Origin of the sequence: Nocardioides sp. NPDC127514 (assembly GCF_040302125.1) — a bacterium.
In the GTDB taxonomy this organism is placed as follows: Bacteria; Actinomycetota; Actinomycetes; order Propionibacteriales; family Nocardioidaceae; genus Nocardioides.
On the sequence record NZ_JBEORF010000015.1, the window covers coordinates 63175 to 87775 of the forward strand.

Genomic DNA, 24601 nt, shown 5'->3' on the forward strand with positions numbered 1-24601 from the left:
CTCATGTCCATCACATCAGTTCAGATGAGTCCGGTGCGTACGGCCCGCACGACCGCCTCCACACTCGTCCCCGCTCCCAGCGCATCCGCGGCCGCCCGGAGACGGCGCCGCACGGTGCGTTCGGAGATGCCCAGCGCCCGCGCGATCCGCTCGATCGTGTAGCCCCGAGCGAACAACGCCAGCACCTCCACCTCGCCCGATGGAAGGTCGGTCGTAGTGGAAGGTCGTACGCCGCCCGAGGCCGCCACGGTTCACTCCTGTCTCAGCATGACGCTGACCGTTGGATGGGCTCGCGACCGGGACACCGCGCTCATCCGGCCACCACCTTCTCGACGTAGGGCACCAGGCGCACCGGCCCGGCGAGCCCGTAGCTCTGCCTGCTCGCCACGCCGTAGACCGACGGGGTGACGGTGCGCAGCCGGTTGAGCAGCGTCGAGGCCACCTCGATCTCGATCGTGTTGGAGCCGGGGACCAGGGCATGGCCCAGGTCGACCACCGGGTCCATCGGGTCGCACGGTGCCAGCAGCTCACCGTTGACGCGCACCCGGAAGGTGTCGTTGACCTCGCCGAGCTCGAGGTAGGCGCCGTCCTCCGCGGTCCAGTCGGTGCCGAGGTCGATGCTCGTGCGGTAGCGGCCGACGCCGGAGGCGTCCTCCAGGCCGGCGACCTTCGACCAGGACTGTGGCGCCGCGAGGTCGCTGGTCACGACCTCCTTCGTCGTCGCGAGGTCCTGGGGGTCGGCCGGGTTCGCCGGCTTCCAGTCCTCCAGCGCGAGGGCCCAGGACTGTGGCGTCACCGGCTCGCGCACCCGGTCGACGGCGACCTTCACCGTCCGGCCGTCGGCCTTGGTGAGCTCGAAGGTGCCGGCGGTCGTCGTGCGCAGCGCGACGTTGGCGCCCCGCGCCACCACGGCCTGGCCAGCGGTGGCGACGGGGAGAACAGAGCGGGCGACGCCCGCGCCCGGAGCCGCGAGAGCGACCACGGTGGACTGGCCGGGAACGAGGTCGACCCGCACCCGGACCCGGTCGCCGACACGCTCGTAGGCGGCGATCCGGGTGACCTCACCGGTCCACGCGTCCAGCAGCCACGGCACGGCGGCGCGGTCGGTGGCGGTCAGCCAGACGTCCTGCTGCACCGGGTTGAGGCGCCGGTTCTCGGCGTGCCGGGCGTTGGCGAGGTAGTAGAGGTCGACCTTGCCGGTGACGCGCCGGACGTGCATCGCGGTGGAGTCGGCGTGCTCCACGTCGCGTACGACACCGAGTGCGGCCAGCGCGTTGCCGACCTCGGCCTCGGGGACGGTGCGGGTGGTCGGCAGCGCGCCGACCTGGGCCATCAGCGAGCGCACCTCGGCGGTCGCCGCCTCACTGTCGCGACCGGCGACGGTGACCTGCGACCAGTCACCGATGAGCACGATCGGCAGGCCCTTGCGGCCGAGTGCGAGCAGCCGCTTCGCGCCGTCGATCTCCATCGTGAACGCGTTGCTGCGCAGGTTGTCGGGGCCGACGACGACAGCCTTGAAAGCGGGGCCGTCCGGCGCCAGGCGGCCGTTCGCGACGTCGACGCCGTCGAGCGCGAGCAGCGAGGCGCTGACGAAGGAGTGCGACCAGCCGAGCTTGGTGCCGTTGTTGGTGATCCACTGCGGGCCGATGCCGGTCGAGGCCCAGCCCTTGTGGCGCCAGAACGCGACGTCGTACTTCGGGGTGCCGGTCTGCAGCACCAGCTGGGTGCGGGCGAGGTAGGCGGCGATGCCGGGGATGTGCTGCCACTGCGGGGTGCGTGGTCCCCAGGCCTCGCCGAAGCCGATCGCGCCGTTGTAGTAGGGCGAGAAGGCCGCGAAGCCCGGCCAGGTGACGTCGGGCGCCTTCGCGTAGGGGAAGCCGTGGATCATCAGCTGGTTCACGCCGGCGACGAAGATGCTGTTGATCGTGAACAGCGCCTGGTTCTGGGCGGTCGGGCTGGTGCTGTTGGCGCCCCAGGTCGTGTTGTACGCCGCGCCGTTGTAGCAGATCGCCTCGCAGGAGAGGACCGTGTGGCCGGCGAGGTCGCGGCCGGCGGCCATCACCCGGTAGTCGTCCAGGTTCTTGAAGCCCAGGGACTCGGTCTCCGGTACGTCGACCACGGCCGAGTGCTGCATGGTGTCGGTCTCGAGGCCGTAGGGCTGGATCCGGATGCCCATGCCGAGCGTCTTCGCGAACTCCTGCATCGGGCGCAGGTGATGGTCGCGGTAGAGGTCGGAGAGCACGATGTTGTAGTCGTCGCGGATCTCGTTGGTGCGCAGGTTGTCGGCGGTGGCGGGGTCGGTGGCCGCGATCGAGAACTGGTACTTCTCGTCCTTCTCCAGCACGAACGGCAGCCACGGCCGCAGGTCGTAGCCGTGCTTCGCCTCGAACTCGTCGAGGAGGTCGCGGGTCCAGATCGTCGCCTCGGTCTCGATCTCGAGGGAGTCCTCGAAGAGGTAGCCGCCCGCGGCCCGCAGCAGCGTACGCAGCTCGCCGTCGAGCACCCTGTCCTGCCACAGGTCGATGACCTTCTGGGCGCCGCGGCGGTTGAAGTGGTCGACCACGTAGGCACGCGGGGAGGTGTGCGGGCCGGCCTCGGGCTCCTGGCCCGAGCCCCGCTGCCAGGTCGCCAGCACGACCCAGGTGGCGCCGGCCGGGTCGGCCGGCGCGGTCCAGGTGAGGTGCTCGCCCTCGACGCTTGCGCTGAGGTCGAGGTAGGAGGCCGGGTCGAGGATCGTGCTGGTGATGTTGTTGTTGCGGTCGCGTACGTAGCCGGTGACGCGGTGCGCCTGCACGGTCACCAGCTCCGCGCGGGTCACCGACGACGCCGGCTCCACGACGGGCTCGGGAAGTGCCGCGTCGTAGGACGACCCGGCACTGACGACCGCCTGACCGTGCACGAGCTCGGTGCAGGCGGCGTCGTCGTCGGGGGTGATCGTCGGAACGGCGGCCGGCCACGAGGGGCCGACGGTCAGGTCCACGCGTACGTCACGCTTCGCCGCCTGCGCGAGCGCAGCCTTGACGCCGGCCACCCACGGTGCGGTCCCCCACCCGTGCGTCGCGACGTCGATGTCGATGTTGCGGGCACGCAGGCTGTGGGTGACGTCGGCGACCTCGAGCACGCCGAACCCGGCGTCGGCGACCTGGTCGACCTCCCGCGCGATCTCGACCGGGTCGACGAGGCCGTGCGGCCACCACCAGCGGAAGCCCGCGGCGGTGGTGGTCCCCGGCTTGCGGAACGCCTTGACGAAGGCGTCCGGGAGCCCGGAGGTGGCGGTCGCGGTCGTCGCCCCGGCGGGGGTCGCGGCTGCGGTCGCGGTGACGCCGGCGGCAGCGGTGCCGAGGGTGGCGGCCGCGGTGCCGAAGAGCGCGCGGCGGCTGAGCCGGGCGTTGGAGAGGAAGTCGGTCATGGGGGTGCCTTCGGGGAGCAGGGTCAGGAGATGCGGGCCTCTGCGGCGGCCCAGTCGAGGCCGTCGCGCGGCTCGAAGCGGCGTACGTCGTAGGAGCGGCGGACCAGGTCCCGCATCGCGGGGAGGTCGGGCAGGTCGGCCCCGAGGGACCTGCCCTGGACCAGGACGTTTCCGAGTGCGGCCGCCTCGACCGGGCCGGCGAGAACCGGCAGGCCGCAGGCGTCCGCGGTGAGCTGGCAGAGCAGCTCGTTCTGCGAGCCGCCGCCGACGACGTGGACGACCTCGGGCGAGGTGCCCGCGAGGGCGGCCGCGGTGCGGACGTGACGTCGGTAGGCGACAGCGAGGCTGTCGAGGATGCAGCGGGTGATCGCTGCCGGCGAGTGTGGGATCGCCTCGTCGGACTCGGCGGCCAGCGCGGCGATCCGCTCCGGCATCGGGTCGGCCGGCGTGCTCGGGAAGAGCAGTCGCGGGTCGTTGATGTCGACGACCGTACGCAGCGGCTCGAGCTCCGCCGCGGCAGCGAGCAGCGAGCCCAGCTCCGCGCCCTGGTAGCGCCGCTCGCTCCACGAGCGCAGCGACTCCGACAGGACCCACAGGCCCATCACGTTCTTGAGGAAGCGGATGGTCCCGTCGACGCCGACCTCGTTGGTGAAGTCGGCGAGCCGGGCCTCCTCGGTCAGCACCGGCTGGCCGAGCTCGAGGCCGACCAGCGACCAGGTGCCCGAGGAGATGTAGGCGAACTCCCCGTCGCTGCCGGTGTCAGCGGGGACGCCGACGACCGCCGAGGCGGTGTCATGGGAGCCCACCGCGACCACGGGTACGTCGGTGGTGGCACCCAGCTCGTCAGCGACCTCGGGCAGCAGCGTGCCGAGGAGAGAGCCCGGGTCCCGAAGGGGCGGGAGGACCCCATCGGGAATCCCGAGCTCTCGGCACAGGTCGACCGCCCAGGCGCCCTGACGGACGTCGTAGAGCTGGGTGGTCGAGGCGTTGGTGCGCTCGGCGCCGATCGCACCGGTGAGCCAGTAGCCGAGCAGGTCCGGTAGCAGCAGCATCGTCTCGGCGTTGTCGAGGGCGGTGGTGCCGCGCGCCGCGACGAGCTGGTAGATCGTGTTGAACGGGAGCTGCTGGATGCCCGTGGTGCCGTAGAGGGTCGCCGCGCCGATCTGGGCGACGACCTTCTCGGCGATCCCCTCGACGCGGGCGTCGCGGTGGCTGAAGACCTGACCGACGAGCTGGCCGTCGTGGTCCAGCAGCCCGTGGTCGATGGCCCAGGAGTCGATGCCGATGCCGTGCAGCGGCCCGGTCCGGGCCACCTCGCGGATGCCGGCGAGCACCTCGCGATGGATACCGAGCACGTCCCAGAAGAGCGATCCGCGGACACGTACCGCGCCGTTGGGGAAGCGGTGCAGCTCGTCGAGCTCGACCCGGTCGCCACCGATCCGGCCGGACATGACCCGGCCGGAGGTGGCGCCCAGGTCGACCGCCGCGACCCTGAGGTGTTTGCTCATCGCAAGAAGGCGGCCGCGACGCCGGCGTCGACGGGGACGTGCAGACCGGTGGTGTGGGTCAGGTCGGGGCCGCAGAGCACGAAGACGGCGTTGGCGATGTTCTCGGGGAGCACCTCGCGCTTGAGCAGGGTGCGCTGGGCGTAGAACTTGCCGAGCTCCTCCTCCTTGACCCCGTAGACCTCGGCGCGCTTGGCGCCCCAGCCGCCGGCGAAGATGCCGGAGCCCTGGACCACGCCGTCGGGGTTGATGCCGTTGACCTTGATGCCGTGCTCGCCGAGCTCGGCGGCCAGGAGGCGTACCTGGTGGGCCTGGTCGGCCTTCGCGGCACCGTAGGCGACGTTGTTCGGTCCGGCGAAGAGCGAGTTCTTCGAGGAGATGTAGACGATGTCGCCGCCCATCTCCTGCTCGATCAGCACCTTGGCCGCAGCCTTGGAGACCAGGAAAGAGCCCTTGGCCATCACGTCGTGCTGGAGGTCCCAGTCGCGCTCGGTGGTCTCCAGCAGCGACTTCGACAGCGACAGGCCGGCGTTGTTGACGACCAGGTCGACACCGCCGAAGGCGAGCACCGCGGCGTCGAACATCGCCTGCACGGCGGCCTCGTCGGAGACGTCGGCGGCGAGACCGACAGCCACATCGCTGTTGCCGATCTCTTCCGCCGCAGCCTGGGCCTTGGCGAGATCGAGGTCGGCGATCACGACGCAGGCACCCTCGGCGGCGAGCCGCTTCGCGGTGGCCTTGCCGATGCCGGAGGCGGCGCCGGTGACCAGCGCGACCCGGGTCGCCAGGGGCTTGGGGGCGGGCATCCGCTGGAGCTTGGCCTCCTCGAGCGCCCAGTACTCGATGCGGAACTTCTCCGACTCGTCGATCGGGGCGTACGTCGAGAGCCCCTCGGCACCGCGCATCACGTTGATCGCGTTGACGTAGAACTCCCCCGCGACTCTTGCCGTCTGCTTGTTCTTTCCGAAGGAGAACATCCCGACGCCGGGGACCAGGACGATGAGCGGGTCCTTGCCGCGGATGGCGGGGCTGTCGGCGTCGGCGTGGCGGTCGTAGTAGCCCTGGTAGTCCTCGCGGTAGCTGACCGCGAGCTCCTTGAGCCGGGCGATGCTGTCCTCGACGGAGGCCGTGGCCGGGAGGTCGAGGACCAGCGGCTTGACCTTCGTACGCAGGAAGTGGTCGGGGCACGAGGTGCCGAGCTCGGTCAGGCGCGGGTGAGCCTCGCGAGCCAGGAAGTCGAGGACCACCTCGGAGTCGGTGAAGTGGCCGACCATCGGCTGGTCCGCCGACGCGATGCCGCGGATCGTGGGGGCGAGCGCAGCCGCCTTCGTACGCCGCTCGGCCTCGTCCAGCGGGCCGTAGCCCTCGAGCGCGGGACCGAACGGCTCGGCCTTGCTGTGCTCGTCGATGTAGGCGGCGGCCGTGTCGATGATCCACAGCGAGTTCTTCTCGGCCTCCTCGCTGGTGTCGCCCCAGGCGGTGATGCCGTGGCCACCGAGGATGCAGCCGACCGCCTGCGGGTTCTTCGCCTTGATCTCGGCGATGTCGAGGCCGAGCTGGAAGCCGGGGCGGCGCCACGGCACCCAGACGACCTGGTCGCCGAAGATCGTGGTGGTCAGCGCCTCGCCGTCGGCGGCCGTCGCGATCGCGATGCCGGAGTCGGGGTGGAGGTGGTCGACGTGGGCGGCATCGACGAGGCCGTGCATCGCCGTGTCGATCGAGGGAGCCGCGCCACCCTTGCCGTGCAGGCAGTAGTCGAAGGCGGCGACCATCTCGTCCTCGCGCTCGACGCCCGGGTAGACGTCGACGAGCGCGCGCATCCGGTCGAGCCGGAGCACGGCGAGGCCGCTCTCCTTCAGGGTGCCCAGGTCACCGCCGGAACCCTTCACCCAGAGCAACTCGACGTCCTGGCCGGTGACCGGGTCGGTCGCGGTGCCCTTGGCGGAGGTGTTGCCGCCGGCGTAGTTGGTGTTCTTCGGGTCGGCGCCGAGGCGGTTCGAGCGCGCGATCAGGTCTTCTGCAGTGGTCATGAGTCTTTCAGTTCCATCCAGCCTGGGTGCCGCCGATTCGGGCGGCTTCGATCTGTTCCTGGTAGCCGCTGGCCAGGTAGGCGCGCATCGGGTTCGCGGGCAGGCCGCGGTCCTCACGCCACCCGCCGAGGTCGGCACGTACGTCGGTGTAAAAGGCGTCCATGAAGATCTCGTTGGCCAGGAGTACGTCGCCGTCCTCCTGCGCCGCGGCGAGAGCGTCGGTGTCGAGGAGGAGCGCCCGTGCGGACATCTCCTGGACGTTGAGCACGGACCGGATCTGGCCCGGGATTTTCTTCTCGATGTTGTGGCACTGGTCGAGCATGAAGGCGACCCCGCCCTCGGCCACGGGCTTGAACCCACCGCCGCGGACCACCTCGACGAGGATCCGGAAGAGCTGGAACGGGTCGGCCGCACCGACGATCAGGTCGTCGTCGGCGTAGAAGCGGCTGTTGAAGTCGAAGGAGCCGAGCTTCCCCAGCCGCAGCAGCTGCATCACGATGAACTCGATGTTGGTGCCGGGCGCGTGATGGCCGGTGTCGAGGCACACGACGGCCCGGTCGCCGAGGGCGCTGACCTGGGCGAACGAGGTGCCCCAGTCGGGGACGTCGGTGTGGTAGAACGCCGGCTCGAAGAACTTGTACTCGAGCACCAGGCGCTGCTCCTCACCGAGGCGCTCGTAGATGGTCGCGAGCGACTCGGCGAGCCGGTCCTGGCGGCCGCGCATGTCGGCCTGGCCGGGATAGTTGGAGCCCTCGGCGAGCCAGATCTTCAGGTCGCGCGAGCCGGTCGCGTGCATCACCTCGATGCACTCGAAGTGGTGGTCGATCGCCTTCTGCCGGATCTTCGCGTCGGTGTGGGTGAGCGCACCGAGCTTGTAGTCGTCGTCCTGGAAGGTGTTGGAGTTGATCGTGCCGAGCGCGATCCCCTGGTCCTCGGCGTACGAGCGTAGGGCCGCGTAGTCATCGACCTTGTCCCACGGGATGTGCAGCGCGACGCTCGGCGCCAGGCCGGTGAAGCGGTGAACGGTGGCCGCGTCGGCGACCTTCTCCTCGGGGGTGCGCGGGGTGCCCGGGGTGCCGAAGACCTTGAACCGGGTCCCCGAGTTTCCGTAGGCCCACGAGGGGACCTCGATCTCAAGGGCGGCCAGGTCGCCCGAGATCTGGTCGAACGTCGTCATCGGAGAGCCTCTCTGTGTGCGTTGAAAGGTTTCAAAGCGCGCATCCGACGTTAGTGGCGCACGTCACTTGCGTCAAGAGGAGGACGGCTTTCGTTGCGTTTCAGTTCCGCGCCGACCGTCGCCGAGTCGGCCCGTCCTGACCGCAACCGTCACCGAGTCGGCCCGTCCTGACCGCAACCGTCACCGAGTCGGCCCGTCCTGACCGCAACCGTCACCGAGTCGGCCCGTCCTGACCGCAACCGTCGCCGAGACGGCCCGTCCTGACCGCAACCGTCACCGAGTCGGCGCGTTAGAACGCGCCGACTCGGCGAGGGATTCAGGCGCGACCGAGCTGGTCCTCGAGATGGAAGACCTCTTCGAGGCGGAGGAAGCCCTCGTCGGGCGCGACACCGTCGAGGTCCTCGAAGAACTCCGCCATCTCCGCCTGCCAGCGGGCGTTGACCTCGGTGGCCGCCATGCCCGCCTGAGCAGCCTCGATGGAGGGGGTCTCGACGTAGCCGATGAGCAGGCCGTCGGGGCGCAGGAACAGCGAGTAGTTGTGCCAGCCGGTCTCCGCGAGCGCCTGGAGCATGTCGGGCCAGACGGCGGCATGGCGCCGCTTGTACTCCTCGATGCGCTCGGGCTTGACCTGCAGCTGGAAGCAGACGCGCTCCATGACGACCTCCGATGAAACGATTTAGGCACGGACGCTAATGAGCATGTCCGACATCGGTCAATCCCGGTAGCGTCCTTCCTCGTCACCAGCGCCGCCCACGGCCTATGCTGCGATTGAACGTTTCAGGAAGGAGCCCAGGTGGCGATCACACCAGGTGCGGGTACACCGCGCAGCGCCTCGGTCAAGGATGTCGCGGCCACCGCAGGCGTCTCCCTCGGCACGGTGTCCAACGTGCTCAACCGCCCCGACCGGGTCAGCCGGACGACCCGCGAGCGGGTCGAGCGCGCGATGGCCGACCTCGGCTTCGTACGCAACGAGTCGGCGCGCTCGCTGCGCACCGGCAGCACCCAGTCGCTGGCCTACGTCATGCTCGACGCCGGCAACCCGTTCTTCACCGACGTCGCCCGCGGCATCGAGCTGGCCGCCGAGGCGGCCGGGCTCTCGCTCTTCCTGTGCAACAGCGACGGCCGCTCGGCCCGCGAGGGCGCCCACCTGGCCCACCTGCAGCAGCAGCGGGTCCAGGGCATCCTGATCACCCCGGTCGACCCCGACGACCCGCAGCTCGACCAGCTGATCGAGCGGGGCACCCCGGTCGTCATCGTCGACCGCACCCGGGCCGGGTCGTCGTTCTGCTCCGTCGCCGTCGATGACGTCCTGGGCGGCCGGCTGGCCGTCGAGCACCTCATCGACGCCGGCCACAAGCGGGTGGCGTACGTCGGTGGGCCGGAGTCGATCGGACAGGTCCGCGACCGCGGCGAGGGCGCCCGGCAGGCCTGGGCCGAGGCCGGGCTGCCGCCGGAGGACCTGGTCGTGCTCACCTGCGACGCTCCCACCGTCGCCTCCGGCCGTGCCGCCGGCGAGCGGCTCGTCGGACTGCCCGCCCGGCGCCGCCCCACCGCCGCGTTCTGCGCCAACGACCTGCTCGCGCTCGGGCTCCTCCAGCAGACGATCTCCAGCGGCCGGACCGTGCCCGGCGACCTCGCGATCGTCGGCTACGACGACATCGAGTTCGCCGCCGCCGCTGCCGTACCGCTCTCCTCCGTGCGCCAGCCCCGCCAGGACCTCGGCCGCCGCGCCGCCGAGCTCCTCCTCGACGAGGTCGGCAACCCCGACCACCAGCACGAGCAGGTCGTCTTCACGCCGGAGCTCGTCGCCCGCGCCTCCACCCTCGGACGCCCCTGACCGCCGAGCCGACCGGAGCACGAGCGGGCGTACGTCTTCGTCGGATGCCTTAGGCTCCAGGATCGGAAGCCGAAGGAGAGTCAGTTGGCCGGAGAACGCGCAGCGACGCTGAGCGATGTCGCCCGCGAGGCAGGGGTCTCGCTGGCCACCGCGTCGCGCGCGTTGAACGGGAGCGACCGGGTGGTGCGCCCTGAACTGCAGGAGCGGGTCCTGGCCGCGGCGAGCAAGCTCGGCTACACGCCCAACGCCAACGCCCAGGCCATGGCGCGCGGCTCGACCGAGACGGTCGGGCTCCTGGTGAAGGACATCTCCGACCCCTACTTCTCCACCATCGCCGGCGGCCTGGCCGACGAGGCCGAGAAGCACGGCCTGCTGGTGATGTTGTGCAACACCGGCGGCCAGCCCGAGCGCGAGCAGAAGTTCCTGGCCGCGCTGCGGCGCCAGCGCAGCCGGGCGATCGTGCTGGCGGGAAGCGACACGGCCGACGTACGCCACACCAGCGAGGTCGCGGACCTGCTGACCTCCTACCTGGACGGCGGCGGCCGGGCGGCCGCGATCAGCCAGCCGCGCCTGCCTGTCGACACCGTCGTGATCGACAACCACGGCGGCGCCAAGGCACTGGCCGAGCGGCTGGTCGGCCTCGGCTACCGCCGCGCCGCGGTGCTCACCGGCCCCGAGAACCTGCTGGTCTCGGCCGAGCGTCACGCCGGCTTCGCGGAAGGATGGCGGGAGGCGACCGGCTCGGAGCCGGCGTGCGTCTCCGACGAGTTCAGCCGGGACGGCGGACGCCGGGCGATGACCCGGCTGCTCGAGGACGGCCCGAAGGTGGACTGCGTCTTCGCGGTCAACGACCTGATGGCGGTCGGCGCCCTCGCCGCCTGCCGGCAGGCCGGCGTCGAGGTGGGCCCCGATCTGGCCGTCGCCGGCTTCGACGACATCGCCACGCTGCGCGACGTGACACCCGGGCTGACCACCGTACGTCTCCCGCTGGCCGACATCGGCAGGCTCGCGCTCGAGCTCGTCCTCGGCAAGCCGTCAGCGGAGCTTCGCAAGCGGTCCGTCCACGGCGAGGTCGTGGTGCGGGAGAGCACTCCCCCGCGTACCTGACACCCCCCGACTCGGCGCAACTGTCCCGAGAACCGGCGCCGAGTCGGCACTACGACATGGAACAGACGCGCCGACTCGGCGCTCGTGGCTGAGACAGACGCGCCGACTCGGCCGGGTTGAACACCGGCTCGGCGGAACACCCTCTTGCGACGGCCATCACATTTGCCATACCGTATCGGAAAGCGCTTTCCCCCATCGCTTTCCCGCGATTCCAGCAGACGAGGAACCCTCACATGGCCACACGACGGCTCGGCATCATCATGAACGGCGTCACCGGACGCATGGGCTACCGCCAGCACCTGGTGCGCAGCATCCTGGCGATCCAGGAGCAGGGTGGTGTCGAGCTCTCCGACGGCACCCGGATCCTGCCCGACCCGATCCTGGTGGGACGCAATGCCGAGAAGCTCCAGGACATCGCCAAGGAGCATGGCCTGGACCGTTGGACCACCGACCTCGACGAGGCCCTCGCCGACGCCGAGGACACGGTCTACTTCGACTCCCAGCTGACCAACGTCCGCGAGGTCGCCATCACCAAGGCGGTCGCGGCCGGCAAGCACGTCTACACCGAGAAGCCGATCGCCGACGACGTGGAGGGCTCGCTGCGCCTGGCGCGCCTGGCGGCCGACGCCGGGGTGAAGAGCGGCGTCGTCCACGACAAGCTCTACCTCCCCGGCCTCCTCAAGCTGAAGCGGCTCGTCGACTCCGGCTTCTTCGGCCGCATCCTCAGCGTGCGCGGCGAGTTCGGCTACTGGGTCTTCGAAGGCGACCTGCAGCCCGCTCAGCGGCCGAGCTGGAACTACCGCAAGGAGGACGGCGGCGGCATCACCACCGACATGTTCCCCCACTGGAACTACGTCCTGGAGAACCTCTTCGGCAAGGTCGAGGCCGTCACCGCCAGGGTCGTCACCCACATCCCCGAGCGCTGGGACGAGAAGGGCGCGCGCTACGAAGCCACCGCCGACGACTCCGCCTACGGCATCTTCGAGCTCGAGGGTGGGATCGTCGCGCAGATCAACTCCTCGTGGGCCACCCGGGTCAACCGCGGCGAGCTGGTCGAGTTCCACGTCGACGGCACCCACGGCTCCGCCGTCGCCGGCCTGCACCACTGCGTCGCTCAGGACCGCAACCTGACCCCGAAGCCGGTCTGGAACCCCGACCTGGTCGAGAGCATCCGGTTCCGCGAGCAGTGGTCCGAGGTGCCCGACAACCAGCCCTTCGACAACGGCTTCAAGGCTCAGTGGGAGCAGTTCATCCGCTACGTCGAGGGCGACGGCGAGCACCCGTACGACTTCATGGCGGGGGTCCGCGGCGTCAGGCTCGCCGAGGCCGGGCTCACCTCGTCCGCCGAGGGCCGCCGGATCGAGCTCGGAGAGATCCAGCTGTGACCTCCGTACGCCTCCCGCTGCCCGACGGCGGCACCGAGCTCTACACGCTCGCGGCCCCCACGGAGTGGACGAAGCCGAGTGCGCCGTTCACCTCCCGCACCGCGTACGCCGCCGCCCACGTCGTCCCCCGCACGCTGGCCGAGAACGTCCCCGGCGCCCCCGCGGACATCGACTGGGACCGCACTCTCGCCTACCGGCACGAGCTGTGGTCCTACGGACTCGGCGTCGCCGAGGCGATGGACACCGCGCAGCGCGGCATGGGGGTCGACTGGACGGCCGCGGCCGAGCTGATCCGCCGCTCCGCCGCCGAGGCGGCCACTGTCGGTGGGTCGATCGCCTGCGGCGCCGGCACCGACCAGCTCTCCCTGTCCGCTGTCCCCGAAGGCAGACAAGGCCTGGCCACCGTCATCGACGCCTACCGCGAGCAGATGAAGGTCGTCGCCGACACCGGCGCGACCACGATCGTGATGGCCTCGCGCGCGCTCGCCCGGGTCGCTCGCAGCGCCGAGGACTATGCCGAGGTCTACGCGACCCTCCTCGACGAGGCCGAGAGCCCGGTGATCCTGCACTGGCTGGGCGACATGTTCGACCCCGCGCTGGCGGGCTACTGGGGCTCGTCCTCGGTCGAGGAGGCGACCGAGACCTTCCTCGACGTGATCCGGGCCCGCCCCGGCAAGGTCGACGGGGTCAAGGTCTCGCTCCTCGACGCCGAGCACGAGGTCGGGCTGCGCCGGGCGCTGCCCGGCGGCGTACGGCTCTACACGGGGGACGACTTCAACTACCCCGAGCTGATCGTCGGCGAGGGGACCGAGGAGGGCGAGTTCTCGCACGCGCTGCTCGGCATCTTCGCCGCGATCTACCCGGCCGCCTCGGCCGCACTGCAGGCGCTCGACGAGGGTGATCCCGAGACGGCCAGGCAGCTGCTGGAGAGCACCCAGGCGCTCGGCCGCAAGATCTTCGAGGCGCCGACCTACTACTACAAGACCGGGATCGCGTTCCTCTCCTGGCTCAACGGCCACCAGCCTGGCTTCTCGATGGCCGGCGGCCTGCACACCGGTCGCTCGGTGCCCCATCTCGCCGAGGTGTTCCGGCTCGCGGACGCGGCCGGCCTGCTGACCAGACCCGACCTCGCGGCCGCACGCATGCGCGCCTTCCTCACCGTGCAAGGAGTCGACCAGTGACCGACGGCATCACCGGGCTGGAACGCCTCTCACTCAACACCAAGACCACCAACTCCTGGACCCTTGCCCAGGCCGTCGACGGAGCCGCCCGCGCCGGCATCCCCGCCCTGGGGCTGTGGCGCGACCGCGTGCACGAGGCCGGGCTGGAGAAGGCCGCCAAGCTCGTCCGCGATGCCGGGCTGCGCGTCTCCTCGCTCTGCCGCGGCGGCTTCCTGACGGCATCCGACGAGGCCGGGATCGCCAGCGCGCTCGAGGACAACAAGCGGGCGATCGACGAGGCCGCGACGCTCGGCACCGACGCGCTCGTGATGGTCGTCGGCGGCCTACCCGCGGGCGACGTGGACCTGGCCGGCGCCCGGGAGCGGGTCGCCGAGCGGCTCGCCGAGCTGGCACCGTACGCAGGTGACCACGGGGTGAAGCTCGTCCTGGAGGCGCTGCACCCGATGTACGTCGCCGACCGCGCGGTCCTCTCGACCCTCGGCCAGGCACTCGATCTGGCCGCGCCGCACCCGGTCGACGCGGTCGCGGTCGTCGTGGACACCTTCCACGTCTTCTGGGACCCGGACATCGCGGCCCAGATCGAGCGGGCCGGAGCGGAGGGCCGGATCGCGGCGTACCAGGTCTGCGACTTCAACCTGCCGATCCCCGCCGACGCGCTGCTGGCGCGCGGGATGATGGGCGACGGGGTCATCGACTTCGCGTCGATCACCCGGATGGTCGCCGCGACCGGCTACACCGGTGACGTCGAGGTCGAGATCTTCAACGAGGCGGTCTGGGCCGGCGACCCCGACGACGTGCTCGCCACCATGGCGCAGCGCTACCGCGACCTCGTCCTCCCCCACCTGTGATGCCGGCTCGTCGGGTCGTCATCGCCTGCGACAAGTTCAAGGGCTCGCTGACCGCACGCGAGGTCGACGAGGCGGTGGCCGCCGGGATCCTTGCGGCGAACCCCGGGACAGAGGTACGCATCGTGCCGATCGCCGACGGCGGCGACGGCACCGTGGCGGCGCTGGACGGGGCTGGTTTCGACCTGGTGCCGGTCGAGGTCGCCGGCCCGACGCTCGAGCCGGTGGCGGCGCACTACGCGGTTCGCGGTGACCTGGCGGTCGTGGAGCTCGCCGACACCTGTGGGCTGCTGCGGCTGCCCGGCGGCCGGCTCGCTCCGCTGACCTCGTCCTCCCGCGGTCTCGGTGAGGCGGTGCTCGCTGCCGTCGACGGTGGTGCCCGCACGGTCGTTCTCGGCCTCGGCGGGAGCGCCAGCAACGACGGCGGGGCGGGGATGCTGCGTGCCCTCGGCGCACGGTTGCTGGACGCATCCGGGGCCGAGGTCCCGGAGGGCGGTGGATCGCTCGGCAGCCTCGCCGCGATCGATCTCTCCGGCCTCGACTCTCGTCTCCAGGAGACCGAGATCGTGGTCGCCTGCGACGTCGACAATCCGCTGCTCGGTCCCCGCGGTGCGGTCGCCACCTTCTCCGCCCAGAAGGGCGCCGGTCCCGCGGACCAGGAGCTGCTCGAGGCAGCCCTGGCGACGTACGCAGCCACGGTCGCCGAGACCACCGGACGCGATCGCGCCGAGATCGTCGAAGCGCCCGGCGCCGGAGCGGCCGGCGGCGTCGGGTTCGCCGCTCTCGCGGTGCTCGGCGGGCGGGTCGAGCGCGGTGTCGAGCTGCTGCTCGGCCTCGTCGGCTTCCACGAGGCCCTCGACGGCGCCGACCTGGTCGTCACCGGCGAGGGCTCCTTCGACCATCAGACCCTGTCCGGCAAGGCACCGACGGGTGTGCTCCAGGCTGCCCGCGAGGCGAACATCCGCGCCGTCGTCGTCTGCGGCCGCACCACCCTCTCCCCCATCGAGGCGGAGCAGGCGGGGGCCGCCCAGGTCCGCGCGCTCACCGACCTCGAGCCCGACCCCGAGCGCTGCATGACGAACGCCGCCGAGCTGCTCTCACAGCTCGGCGGCGAACTCGGGTAACACGTCGTTCGTAGCTCTATCCGGTCGTTCCGATAGGGCGAGTAGTGCTACGAACAGCGTGTTACACGGGGTTGGACGTCAGAAATCGAAGTCGTCGATGTTCGACTCGTCGAAGACCGTCGGCTCACCCAGGACGACTACGCCGTCGGCGCCGACGGTGTACTCACCCAGGTCACCGGCCTCGAAGGTGTCGCCCTCCTTGCCCTCGATGTCACCCGAGGCGAGCGCGTCGGCGGTGTACGCGGCCAGGTAGCCGAGCTGCTCGGGGTCCCACAGCGCGAAGGACTTCACGGTGCCGTCCTTGATGTACTCGCGCATCTGGTTCGGGGTGCCGAGACCGGTCAGCGCGACCTTGCCCTTGTACTCCGAGTCGGACAGGTAGCGGGCGGCCGCGGCGATGCCGACCGTGGTCGGGCTGATGATGCCCTTGAGGTTGGGGTGGGACTGCAGCAGGCCGGCGGTCTTGTCGAAGGACGTCTGGTCGTCGTCGTTGCCGTAGACGGTGTCGACGAGCTTGATGTCGGGGTGGCTCGCGGCCAGCTCCTCCTCCATCAGCTTGATCCACTCGTTCTGGTTCGTGGCGTTGGCCGCCGCCGAGAGGATCGCGATCTCACCCTTGCCGCCGATCTGCTCGGCGATCAGGTCGACCTGGCTCTTGGCGATGCCGGCGGCGTCGGCCTGGCTGACGAAGACGTCGCGGAACTGCGGCTCGGTGTCGGAGTCCATCGTGACGACCTTGGTGCCGGCGTTGCGGGCCTCGTCGAGGGCGTCACCGATGGCGGTCGGGTCGTTGGCCGAGACGACGAGCGCGCCGGCGCGCTGCTGGGTCGCGGTGTTGATGAAGCTGACCTGGGAGTCGGGGGTCGACTCGGTCGGGCCCACCTGCTCCCACTTCGTACCGATCTCGTCGGCGGCCTTCTTGCCACCCGTGTCGGAGGCGTCGAAGTAGGGGTTGCCGAGGTTCTTCGGGATGAAGGTGATGCTGCTGGTGTCGCCGCCACCCTCCCCATCGCTGCCGCTGTCGCTCCCGCCGCCGCAGGCGGACAGGGCGAGGCCGAGGGCCGCAACGATGGCGACGGCACTGCCTGCGCGTCGGAACTTGCTGGTCATGTCTCTCACTCCGATTTCTTTGAGGATGGTTCGTCCGAGCTGTGTTGCCGGCGATAGGTGCCGACGATGCGACCGGTCCAACCGAGGACGCTGGCCGCGATGACCGCTGCGATGAGAAGTACGCCGGTGATGATCTGGATGATGTTGGCGCTGAGTCCGTCCAGGCGCAGCGCGCTGCCGATCGTCCCGATCAGGACGACGCCGGCGATGACCCCGGGGATGGCCCCGCGGCCGCCGAAGATCGAGACGCCGCCGAGCAGCACCGCGGCCACGACCTGGAGCTCCAGCCCGGTGGCGTTGTCACCACGTGCACTGCCGTAGCGCAGCGTGAAGTAGATGCCCGCCAGCCCCGAGACCAGCCCGCTGAGCGTGAACAGGATCAGCTTCGTACGGTCGACGTTGACGCCGGAGAATCGCGCCGCGTCCTTGCTGAGCCCGGCCGCGAAGATGCCGCGCCCGAAGGGCGTGAAGTGCAGGATCACGGCGAAGATCAGGATCAGGACGACCAGCGGGATCGTCATCAGCGGGATCTGGGAGTCGCCGATCCGGGCCTGGACGGCGTCGCCCCAGGAGTCGGGCCAGTCGGTGATCGCGGTGGTGCCGAGCGCGCCGACCGCGATGCCGCGGAAGAGCGCCATGGTGCCGATCGTGACGGCCAGTGACGGCAGCCCGAAGCGGGTGACGAGCACCCCGTTGAGGGCTCCCGCGACCGCGCAGGCGAGCAGGGCGATCACCATCGCGGCGACCATCGGGAGGCCCTCACGGTGCAGCACCCCGAACAGCACGCTGGAGAGCCCGACGACGCTTGCGACCGACAGGTCGATCTCGCCGGTGATGATGATCAGCGTCATCGGCAGCGCGATCAACAGGATCGGCGTGATGTCGAGGACCAGGAAGTAGACCGTGATCGGGTCGGAGAAGTTGAGGATCGCGATGGAGGCGTACAGCCACACGACCACGAGCAGGGCGATGATCGCCGAGTCCCGGGTCATCAGGGTGCGCTGCCACCACGGCTTGGCGTGCGCTGCGTACGTCCTCGGCGCTGCCTTCTCGGAGAGCAACGTCATGAGTCTTCCCTCTCTGCGAGGAGCTTGTCGTGCTGACGGCGGGCGAAGTAGCGGTCCAGGACGATCGCGCCGATGATCAGCGCGCCGACGACGGCCTGCTGCCAGAAGTCGGGGATGCCGAGGATCGGGAGCGCCCGGTTGATGGTGACGAGGAGGTACGCCCCCAGGGCTGCCCCGAGCACCGTGCCGCTGCCGCCGAAGATGGCCACGCCACCCACGACCGCGGCGCCGACGGCCTCGAGCTCGATGCCCTGGCCGACGCCGGAGCTGATGGTGCCGTAGCGGGAGACGTACAGGATCCCGGCCAGGCCGGCGAGCGCGCCCGAGGTGGCGAACGCCTGCAGGACCCGGCGCTTGTCACGCAGCCCGTAGAGGGTGGCGGCGTCGGGGTCGGAGCCGATCGCGTAGAACTCGCGGCCGACACGCGTGGAGCGCATCAGGTAGATCGCGACGGCCAGCAGCGCGAACGAGATCCAGGCGAGGTTGGGGATGAACAGGAACGATCCGGTGCCGAAGTCGAGCAGCCCGGGCGGGATGTCGGAGGCGTTGATCCGGTCGCTGCCGGCCCACTCGAGCATGATCCCGCGGTAGACGTAGAGCGTGCCGAGGGTGATGACCAGCGCCGGCACCTTGGCGAAGGCGACCAGTGCCCCGTTGATCAGGCCGAGCACGGCGCCCGCGGCGACCGCGATCAGGACGACCAGGATCACCGGGAGCCCGGTGTCGAGGAAGAGCCGCCCGGCCAGGTAGGCCGTGAGCCCGAGGGTCGAGCCGACGCTGAGGTCGACGTTGCGGGTGACGATCACCATCGCCTGGCCGATCGCCAGGCACACCAGGATCGCTGGGGTCAGGGTGAGGTCGCGCCAGCCGTCCGTGCTGAACAGGAAGTTGGGGTTCACCGCCGTGGTCACCACGAGCAGCAGGATGAAGGCGACGGCGATGCCGGTCTCGCGCTGCTTGAGGAGCCAGGTCAGCCGGCCGGCTGCTCGGTGGCGTGGCTGCGGCGCGGCCGGGGCGGGCGCGTCGAGCGTGGTGGTCATGATGCCTCGCTGACGTTCAGGGTGGTGGAGTGGTGAGCCGTCGCCGCGCGCATGACGGCCTCGGGGGTCGCCTCCGCGCGGCTCAGCTCGGCCGTCTGGTGACCCTCGCTGAGGACGATCACGCGGTCGGCCATACCGAGCACCTCGGGGAGCTCGGAGGAGATCATCAGGATCCCGAGACCGTCCTGCGCGAGGGTCGAGAGCAGGCGGTGGACCTCGGACTTGGTGCCGACGTCGATGCCTCGGGTGGGCTCGTCGATGATCAGCACCTTGGGCCGGGTCGAGAGCCACTTGGCCAGGACGACCTTCTGCTGGTTGCCGCCCGAGAGCGTGCCGGCCAGGGTGTCGAGCGTCGCGGCCTTGACCTCGAGCCGGGCGGCCCAGTCGGCGGCCGAGCGGTTCTCGATGCCGGTGCTGATCAGCCCGGTGCGGGCGAGCCGGCCGCTCGTCGGGAGGGTGATGTTGCGCGAGATCGGCGCGTCCAGGACGAGACCGTGCTGGCGGCGGTCCTCGGGGACGAAGGCCAGCCCCATCTCGATCGCTCGCCTCGGGTCGCCCGGCGGGACCGGCTTGCCCTCAAGGGTGACCTCGCCGCTCTCGTAGGGGTCAACGCCGAAGATCGCCTGCGCGACCTCGCTGCGCCCGGCTCCGACGAGGCCGGCCAGGCCGACGATCTCGCCCTCTCGGACGGTGAGGCTGATGTCCTGGAACAGCCCGGTGCTGGTGAGGCCCTTGACCTCGAGCAGGGGCTTGCCGACGGTGGCCTCGAGCTTCGGGTAGAGGTCGGAGACCTCGCGCCCGACGAGCCGCTGGACGATCTCGTCCTCGGTGACCGCCGAGATGGGGTCGGTGGAGATGTAGGCGCCGTCGCGCATCACCGTGATCGTGTCGCAGAGCGCGAACACCTCGTCGAAGCGGTGCGAGATGAAGACCACGGCGCAGCCCTGGTCGCGCAGCGTGCGCGCCACGCTCATCAGCCGCTCGACCTCGTTGCCCGACAGGGCGGCGGTCGGCTCGTCCATGATCAGGACCTTGGCGTCGAGCGAGAGCGCCTTGGCGATCTCGATCAGCTGCTGGTCGGCGATCGAGAGGCCCTCGGTCGGACGGTCGGGCTCGATCGGGACTCCGAGCCTGGCGAAGAGCTCGACGACCTCGGTGCGCATCGCGGCGCGGTCGATCTTGCCCCAGCGGTTGGTCGGCTGGCGTCCCATGAAGATGTTCTCGGTGACCGAGAGGTCGGGAAAGAGGGTCGGCTCCTGGTAGATGACCGCGACCCCGGCCTGCTTGGCGTCGGCGGTGTTGCGGAAGTCGACCTGCTCCCCGGAGAGCAGGTAGTCGCCGGCGTCGCGGCGGTAGAGCCCGGCGACGATCTTGACCAGGGTCGACTTCCCGGCACCGTTCTCCCCCACGAGCGCGTGGATGGATCCGGCCTCGACCCGGAGGCTTCCGGACCGGAGGGCGCGTACGGGGCCGAAGGACTTGGCCACGTCCCGCAGCTCCAGTGCGGCGGGTGTGTCCGGCATGGGCAGCTCCTCGAATTGAAAGGTTTCAAGCCTGGTTTACGCTAGTGATGGCAATCACATACGTCAACACTCTGAGGCCGCTAATTTGAGCGAGATCCGGACTTTGTCATCAGACCGCGTCGACGCCCGCCCGCATCCAGGCGGGAATCCAGCCGCGTCAGACGGCGTTCAGAGCCCCATGCACGCACTCTGGGTATGGGCACATCCGCACGCGTCATCACTCAACGGACGGCTGCGCGAGGTCGGCGTGAACGCGCTCGGCGCGGCCGGGTGGAGCGTCGACGAGATCGACCTCTATCGAGAAGGTTTCAATCCACTTCTGGTGGAGCTGGGCGAGGCCGACGTACGCCGCCACCAGGACCGGCTGCGGGAGGCCGATCTGCTGGTCGTGCAGTTCCCGCTGTGGTGGTATTCGATGCCGGCCATCCTCAAGGGCTGGATCGACCGGGTCTTCGAGTCAGGGTTCGCCTTCGACGTACCGGACCCGGAGACCGGCAAGCCGCTCAAGTACGGCAAGGGCGGCCTCGTCGGCAAGCGCGCACTGACGATCGTCACCGCCGGCGACCGGGCCGCGAGCCTCGGCGCACGCGGGATCAGCGGCCACATCGAGGACGTCCTGTGGCCGCTGCTGCACGGCACGTTCTGGTACACCGGGATGGATCCGCTGCGCCCGCACCTGATCACCGACACCGACACCATCGACGCCGAGCTCATGGCTCGTATCGAAGCCGACCTGAGCGTACGTCTCGAGGGCGTGATGACGGAGCCGCGACTCGACTACCGGCCGATGGCCGACGAGCACTACGACCACACGATCAGGCTCCACGACTCGGTCGCCCCCGGGGAGGACGGGCTGAGCGCCCATCGCGAGGGCTGAGTTCGTGCGCATGAAAGGCGCGGATTATTCAGCGGCGCGAATACCCTAGGTGGGTATAGGTTCCCGCCATGACCGCACACACCGACAGCACGCCCACCCCGTGGCGCACGAGCATCGCCGCCATCCCGGTGCTGGTCGGGGTCGCCAGCGGAATCGCGATGACACAGGGCGGCGTCTCGGCCGAGTCCTCCGCGATCCCTGCCGGGATCGCGACCTTGGCCTACCTCGCCGCCGGCGCGCTCGGCTCGCGGTGGACGGCCTGGGCCGCGGTCGCCGCCGGCACGGCGCTCGTGGTCCTCGGCGAGCTGCTCGGAGCCACCTGGTGGCACCTGATCGCCGCAGCAGGCACAGTCCTGGTGGTGGTGGGTGTCGCCCGCCGACAGCGGGCGACGGCCCTGGAGGCCGGTGGCATGGTCGGCTACTTCGGGATCGCCGTCGCGGCCCTCCTCCTCAGCCCCGCACTGGGCCTCGGCCTGGCCGCCCTGACGCTGATCGCGCACGCCGCATGGGACGCCTACCACCTCGCCAGGGACCGGGTCGTCCCCCGATCCCTGGCGCTGTGGTGCATCGGCCTCGACGTCACCGTGGGCATCGTCTGCCTGTGGTTCGCCCTCACCGGCCTCGGCTGATCACCTCACAGCTGGGAGTCGTAGACGCGTACGTAGTCCACGACCATGCTCTGCGGGAACTGGGTCGTGCCGTCGGGGTTGCCTGGCCAGTTGCCGCCGACGGCGACGTTGAGGATGAAGAAGAACGGCTGGTCGAAGACCCAGGGGTTGGCGCCGGTGTTGGCCGTGGTGAAGGTCTGGTAGGCCACCCCGTCGACGGACCAGGTGATCGAGCCGGGCCGCCAGTCGATGGCGAAGGTGTGGAAGGTGTCGGCGAAGGACCAGCCCTGCGGGTGCATGTACTGACCGGTGATGCCGTTGCCGCCGGAGTATCCCGGACCGTGCAGGGTGCCGTGGACCAGGTGGGGTTCGTAGCCGACGTTCTCCATGATGTCGATCTCGCCGGCGTTCGGCCACGGCGTGTTCGGGAACTGCCCGCCCAGCATCCAGAAAGCCGGCCAGATCCCCTGGCCGCGCGGGATCTGGATCCGAGCCTCCAGGCGGCCGAACTTCGGCTGGACCTTGCCCTTGGTGGTGAGCCGCGCCGAGGTGTAGCCGCTCCCGCTCTGCCGGGCCGTGATGACCAGGTTGCCGTTGCCGTCGAGGGCTGAGTTGTCGCGGGAGTCGGTGTAGGTCTGGAGCTCGTTGTTGCCCCAGCCCCCGCCTCCGGTCTCGAAGTTCCAGTTGGCGCCGTTCGGGGCGCTGCCGACAGGCCCGTCGAACTCGTCGGACCAGGTCAGGGCTGCCGCCTCGACCTCTCCGGTGCGGGTGGCTGGGCCACCGGTATCGGGGCCGGGCACAGCGGCCGGCGCGGCCAGCGGGGCGACCAGGACGAGAGCCAGAGCGGCAGTCGCCGTGAGTGTGGTGCGGATGGTGCGGATCCTCGAGCTACGCATCGAACGCTCCTTCATGGGGTTAACTGTAAGGCGACCTTACTGTTATTTGCCGTCCTGCGGAACGGAAACGCCGGGCGACGTCCGGTCACCGCGAGATACCGCTCGATGCGCTCTAATGGGTCCCCGGAGCGGGGCCATCGGGGGCCCTGCAGGTGAGGTGATCGCATTGGCACGGGATCCATACAGGCCACGGACGCCGATCATCGGCATGACGATGGTGTTCCTCGCGTTGGCGATCGTCGGGGTGACGGCGTACCTGCATCTCGGCTGGTGGTCGCTGATCGGCTACGCCGTGGCAGCGGTCGTCGCCGTGGTCGGTGGATGGCTCCTGTTCAAGGACGTACCCGAGCCGCCGCACTCCGGACCGGGAGCGGGCCGATGACAGACACCGAAGACCAGACCAGCGGCCAGGTCAGCGGCCTGACCGACGAGGACGAGGGCTACCACAAGAGCCTCAGCCCACGGCAGCTGCAGATGATCGCGATCGGCGGCGCCATCGGCACCGGCCTGTTCCTGGGAGCCGGCGGCCGCCTCCACGAGGCCGGGCCGGGCCTGTTCCTCGTCTACGCCTTCTGCGGCGTGTTCGTCTTCCTCATCCTGCGCGCGCTCGGCGAGCTCGTGCTGCACCGACCCTCGTCGGGATCGTTCGTCTCCTACGCCCGGGAGTTCCTGGGTGAGCCGGCCGCGTTCGCCGCCGGCTGGATGTACTTCCTGAACTGGGCGATGACCTCCATCGTCGACGTCACGGCGATCGCGACGTACATGCACTTCTGGGGCACGTTCGAGGTCGTCCCGCAATGGGTGATCGCGCTCGTCGCGCTCGCGGTCGTGCTCTCGATGAACCTGATCTCGGTCAAGCTCTTCGGCGAGCTGGAGTTCTGGGCGGCGCTCATCAAGGTGGTCGCGCTGCTGGGCTTCCTCGTGCTCGGGATGATCGTGCTCGCCGGCGGTGAGGAGCTCAACGGCCAAGAGACCGGGATCGGCATGGTCATCGACAACGGCGGGCTGTTCCCGGTCGGTGTCCTCCCGCTCGTCATCGTCATCTCCGGCGTCGTCTTCGCGTACGCAGCGGTCGAGCTCGTCGGGACCGCCGCCGGCGAGACCGCCGAGCCGGCCAAGATCATGCCCCGGGCGATCAACTCCGTCATCGCCCGGATCGCGGTGTTCTACGTGGGCTCGCTGGTGCTGCTCGCGCTGCTGCTGCCCTACACGACCTACCGGGCGGACGAGAGTCCGTTCGTGACGTTCTTCGACCAGCTCGGGATCGCGAACTCCGGCACCATCATGAACCTCGTGGTGCTGACCGCGGCGCTCTCGTCGCTCAACGCCGGCCTCTACTCGACCGGGCGCATCCTGCGGTCCATGGCGATGAGCGGGAGCGCGCCGGGCTTCACCGCGCGGATGTCGAGGAACGGGGTTCCGTTCGGAGGGATCCTGCTCACCGGCTGCATCACGCTCCTCGGCGTCGGCCTCAACGCGATCGTGCCGGGGCAGGCGTTCGAGATCGTGCTGAACATGTCGGCGCTCGGCATCATCGCCTCCTGGGCGACCATCGTGATCTGCCAGATCCAGCTCTACCGGCGCTGGAAGAAGGGCCTGATGTACCGGCCCGACTTCCGGCTGTGGGGATCACCGTGGACCGGCTACGCCACGCTCGTGTTCCTTGCGACCGTGCTGGTCCTGATGGGCTTCGACTACCCGATCGGCACCTGGACGGTCGCGACCCTGGTCGTCATCATCCCGGCGCTGATGATCGGCTGGCGGCTCGTCCGCGACCGCGTCCAGCAGATCGCCCTCGAACGCGAGGGCTACACCGGCGCGATCCCGATCAGGGCGGAGCGTCCGCTCTCCGACGAAGACGGACCGAAGAGCTGAACCTG

21 protein-coding genes are annotated in these 24601 nt (G+C 70.1%); 10 read left to right on the forward strand and 11 right to left on the reverse strand.

Annotation, left to right across the window (positions count from 1 at the left end; translation table 11 throughout):
• Window positions 1-20: 20 nt before the first annotated feature.
• The 6 genes from ABTX24_RS13615 to ABTX24_RS13640 all read right to left on the reverse strand — a co-directional run bounded on the left by ABTX24_RS13615 (window position 21) and on the right by ABTX24_RS13640 (window position 8776).
• Window positions 21-248 carry a helix-turn-helix domain-containing protein gene (locus ABTX24_RS13615; RefSeq protein WP_350840285.1) on the reverse strand — a complete coding sequence of 76 codons (228 nt, stop codon included), beginning with the start codon at window positions 246-248 and terminating at the stop codon, window positions 21-23.
• A gap of 62 nt (window positions 249-310) precedes the next feature.
• Window positions 311-3409, reverse strand: a complete 3099-nt coding sequence (locus ABTX24_RS13620; RefSeq protein WP_350840287.1) for a glycosyl hydrolase — start codon at window positions 3407-3409, stop codon at window positions 311-313.
• Between the two features lie 23 nt (window positions 3410-3432).
• Window positions 3433-4917 carry a rhamnulokinase gene (locus tag ABTX24_RS13625; RefSeq protein WP_350840289.1) on the reverse strand — a complete coding sequence of 495 codons (1485 nt, stop codon included), beginning with the start codon at window positions 4915-4917 and terminating at the stop codon, window positions 3433-3435.
• A complete protein-coding gene (locus ABTX24_RS13630) occupies window positions 4914-6944 on the reverse strand; it encodes a bifunctional aldolase/short-chain dehydrogenase (protein ID WP_350840291.1) in 2031 nt (676 codons plus the stop codon). The genes ABTX24_RS13625 and ABTX24_RS13630 overlap by 4 nt, the downstream gene beginning before the upstream one ends.
• Window positions 6945-6951: 7 nt before the next feature.
• A complete protein-coding gene (gene rhaI / locus ABTX24_RS13635) occupies window positions 6952-8121 on the reverse strand; it encodes an L-rhamnose isomerase (RefSeq protein ID WP_160028482.1) in 1170 nt (389 codons plus the stop codon).
• A 316-nt stretch (window positions 8122-8437) separates the two neighbouring features.
• A complete protein-coding gene (locus tag ABTX24_RS13640) occupies window positions 8438-8776 on the reverse strand; it encodes an L-rhamnose mutarotase (protein ID WP_160028480.1) in 339 nt (112 codons plus the stop codon).
• A gap of 138 nt (window positions 8777-8914) precedes the next feature.
• Between ABTX24_RS13640 and ABTX24_RS13645 the strand changes: the two genes are divergently transcribed.
• From ABTX24_RS13645 to ABTX24_RS13670, 6 genes are all read left to right on the forward strand, one after another.
• On the forward strand, window positions 8915-9958 hold the full coding sequence (locus tag ABTX24_RS13645) for a LacI family DNA-binding transcriptional regulator (RefSeq protein ID WP_350712796.1): 1044 nt from the start codon (window positions 8915-8917) through the stop codon (window positions 9956-9958).
• 84 nt (window positions 9959-10042) lie between these two features.
• Window positions 10043-11065, forward strand: coding sequence for a LacI family DNA-binding transcriptional regulator (locus ABTX24_RS13650; protein WP_350840294.1), 1023 nt, complete (start codon window positions 10043-10045; stop codon window positions 11063-11065).
• 233 nt (window positions 11066-11298) lie between these two features.
• Entirely contained in the window at window positions 11299-12450 is a 1152-nt protein-coding gene (locus ABTX24_RS13655) for a Gfo/Idh/MocA family protein (protein WP_350840296.1), read from the forward strand.
• Window positions 12447-13631: a dihydrodipicolinate synthase family protein gene (locus ABTX24_RS13660; RefSeq protein ID WP_350840298.1), complete on the forward strand. Its 1185-nt coding sequence runs from the start codon at window positions 12447-12449 to the stop codon at window positions 13629-13631. The genes ABTX24_RS13655 and ABTX24_RS13660 overlap by 4 nt, the downstream gene beginning before the upstream one ends.
• A complete protein-coding gene (locus ABTX24_RS13665) occupies window positions 13628-14479 on the forward strand; it encodes a sugar phosphate isomerase/epimerase family protein (protein WP_350712800.1) in 852 nt (283 codons plus the stop codon). The genes ABTX24_RS13660 and ABTX24_RS13665 overlap by 4 nt, the downstream gene beginning before the upstream one ends.
• The gene (locus tag ABTX24_RS13670; protein ID WP_350840300.1) at window positions 14479-15600 is read left to right on the forward strand and encodes a glycerate kinase; all 1122 of its coding nucleotides are present in this window, start codon (window positions 14479-14481) and stop codon (window positions 15598-15600) included. The genes ABTX24_RS13665 and ABTX24_RS13670 overlap by 1 nt, the downstream gene beginning before the upstream one ends.
• A gap of 78 nt (window positions 15601-15678) precedes the next feature.
• On the opposite strand, the gene rhaS is transcribed toward ABTX24_RS13670, so the two are convergent.
• Genes rhaS through ABTX24_RS13690 form a run of 4 tightly spaced genes read right to left on the reverse strand, consistent with a single transcriptional unit; the run spans window position 15679 to window position 20340 of the window.
• Window positions 15679-16710, reverse strand: a complete 1032-nt coding sequence (gene rhaS, locus ABTX24_RS13675) for a rhamnose ABC transporter substrate-binding protein (RefSeq protein ID WP_160028468.1) — start codon at window positions 16708-16710, stop codon at window positions 15679-15681.
• Between the two features lie 5 nt (window positions 16711-16715).
• Window positions 16716-17777, reverse strand: a complete 1062-nt coding sequence (locus ABTX24_RS13680) for an ABC transporter permease (RefSeq protein ID WP_160028466.1) — start codon at window positions 17775-17777, stop codon at window positions 16716-16718.
• Complete coding sequence (locus ABTX24_RS13685; protein WP_160028464.1) at window positions 17774-18817, reverse strand: ABC transporter permease; 1044 nt, start codon at window positions 18815-18817, stop codon at window positions 17774-17776. The genes ABTX24_RS13680 and ABTX24_RS13685 overlap by 4 nt, the downstream gene beginning before the upstream one ends.
• Window positions 18814-20340: a sugar ABC transporter ATP-binding protein gene (locus ABTX24_RS13690; RefSeq protein ID WP_350840303.1), complete on the reverse strand. Its 1527-nt coding sequence runs from the start codon at window positions 20338-20340 to the stop codon at window positions 18814-18816. Before ABTX24_RS13690 ends, ABTX24_RS13685 begins: the two co-directional genes overlap by 4 nt.
• Before the next feature lie 178 nt (window positions 20341-20518).
• Between ABTX24_RS13690 and ABTX24_RS13695 the strand changes: the two genes are divergently transcribed.
• A complete protein-coding gene (locus ABTX24_RS13695; RefSeq protein WP_160028460.1) occupies window positions 20519-21217 on the forward strand; it encodes an NAD(P)H-dependent oxidoreductase in 699 nt (232 codons plus the stop codon).
• Between the two features lie 68 nt (window positions 21218-21285).
• The gene (locus ABTX24_RS13700; protein WP_160028458.1) at window positions 21286-21846 is read left to right on the forward strand and encodes a hypothetical protein; all 561 of its coding nucleotides are present in this window, start codon (window positions 21286-21288) and stop codon (window positions 21844-21846) included.
• Window positions 21847-21851: 5 nt separating this feature from the next.
• Here ABTX24_RS13700 and ABTX24_RS13705 read toward each other — a convergent pair whose 3' ends face one another.
• Entirely contained in the window at window positions 21852-22721 is an 870-nt protein-coding gene (locus ABTX24_RS13705) for a glycoside hydrolase family 16 protein (RefSeq protein ID WP_350840305.1), read from the reverse strand.
• Between the two features lie 208 nt (window positions 22722-22929).
• Here ABTX24_RS13705 and ABTX24_RS13710 point away from each other — a divergent pair, with 208 nt between their 5' ends.
• Window positions 22930-23103 (forward strand): hypothetical protein, encoded by a 174-nt coding sequence (locus tag ABTX24_RS13710; protein WP_350840307.1) that lies wholly within the window; start codon window positions 22930-22932, stop codon window positions 23101-23103.
• Window positions 23100-24596 carry an amino acid permease gene (locus ABTX24_RS13715; RefSeq protein ID WP_160028454.1) on the forward strand — a complete coding sequence of 499 codons (1497 nt, stop codon included), beginning with the start codon at window positions 23100-23102 and terminating at the stop codon, window positions 24594-24596. Before ABTX24_RS13710 ends, ABTX24_RS13715 begins: the two co-directional genes overlap by 4 nt.
• The last annotated feature ends 5 nt before the right edge of the window (window positions 24597-24601 follow it).

Coding starts and splice junctions, on each gene's coding strand:
- ABTX24_RS13670 (WP_350840300.1), top strand. CDS start 14,479: ATGCCGGCTCGTCGGGTCGTCATCGCCTGCGACAAGTTCAAGGGCTCG.
- ABTX24_RS13695 (WP_160028460.1), top strand. CDS start 20,519: ATGCACGCACTCTGGGTATGGGCACATCCGCACGCGTCATCACTCAAC.
- ABTX24_RS13640 (WP_160028480.1), bottom strand. CDS start 8,776: ATGGAGCGCGTCTGCTTCCAGCTGCAGGTCAAGCCCGAGCGCATCGAG.
- ABTX24_RS13685 (WP_160028464.1), bottom strand. CDS start 18,817: ATGACCACCACGCTCGACGCGCCCGCCCCGGCCGCGCCGCAGCCACGC.
- ABTX24_RS13715 (WP_160028454.1), top strand. CDS start 23,100: ATGACAGACACCGAAGACCAGACCAGCGGCCAGGTCAGCGGCCTGACC.
- ABTX24_RS13690 (WP_350840303.1), bottom strand. CDS start 20,340: ATGCCGGACACACCCGCCGCACTGGAGCTGCGGGACGTGGCCAAGTCC.
- ABTX24_RS13630 (WP_350840291.1), bottom strand. CDS start 6,944: ATGACCACTGCAGAAGACCTGATCGCGCGCTCGAACCGCCTCGGCGCC.
- ABTX24_RS13710 (WP_350840307.1), top strand. CDS start 22,930: ATGACGATGGTGTTCCTCGCGTTGGCGATCGTCGGGGTGACGGCGTAC.
- ABTX24_RS13700 (WP_160028458.1), top strand. CDS start 21,286: ATGACCGCACACACCGACAGCACGCCCACCCCGTGGCGCACGAGCATC.
- ABTX24_RS13680 (WP_160028466.1), bottom strand. CDS start 17,777: ATGACGTTGCTCTCCGAGAAGGCAGCGCCGAGGACGTACGCAGCGCAC.
- rhaI (WP_160028482.1), bottom strand. CDS start 8,121: ATGACGACGTTCGACCAGATCTCGGGCGACCTGGCCGCCCTTGAGATC.
- ABTX24_RS13705 (WP_350840305.1), bottom strand. CDS start 22,721: ATGCGTAGCTCGAGGATCCGCACCATCCGCACCACACTCACGGCGACT.
- ABTX24_RS13620 (WP_350840287.1), bottom strand. CDS start 3,409: ATGACCGACTTCCTCTCCAACGCCCGGCTCAGCCGCCGCGCGCTCTTC.
- ABTX24_RS13655 (WP_350840296.1), top strand. CDS start 11,299: ATGGCCACACGACGGCTCGGCATCATCATGAACGGCGTCACCGGACGC.
- ABTX24_RS13625 (WP_350840289.1), bottom strand. CDS start 4,917: ATGAGCAAACACCTCAGGGTCGCGGCGGTCGACCTGGGCGCCACCTCC.
- rhaS (WP_160028468.1), bottom strand. CDS start 16,710: ATGACCAGCAAGTTCCGACGCGCAGGCAGTGCCGTCGCCATCGTTGCG.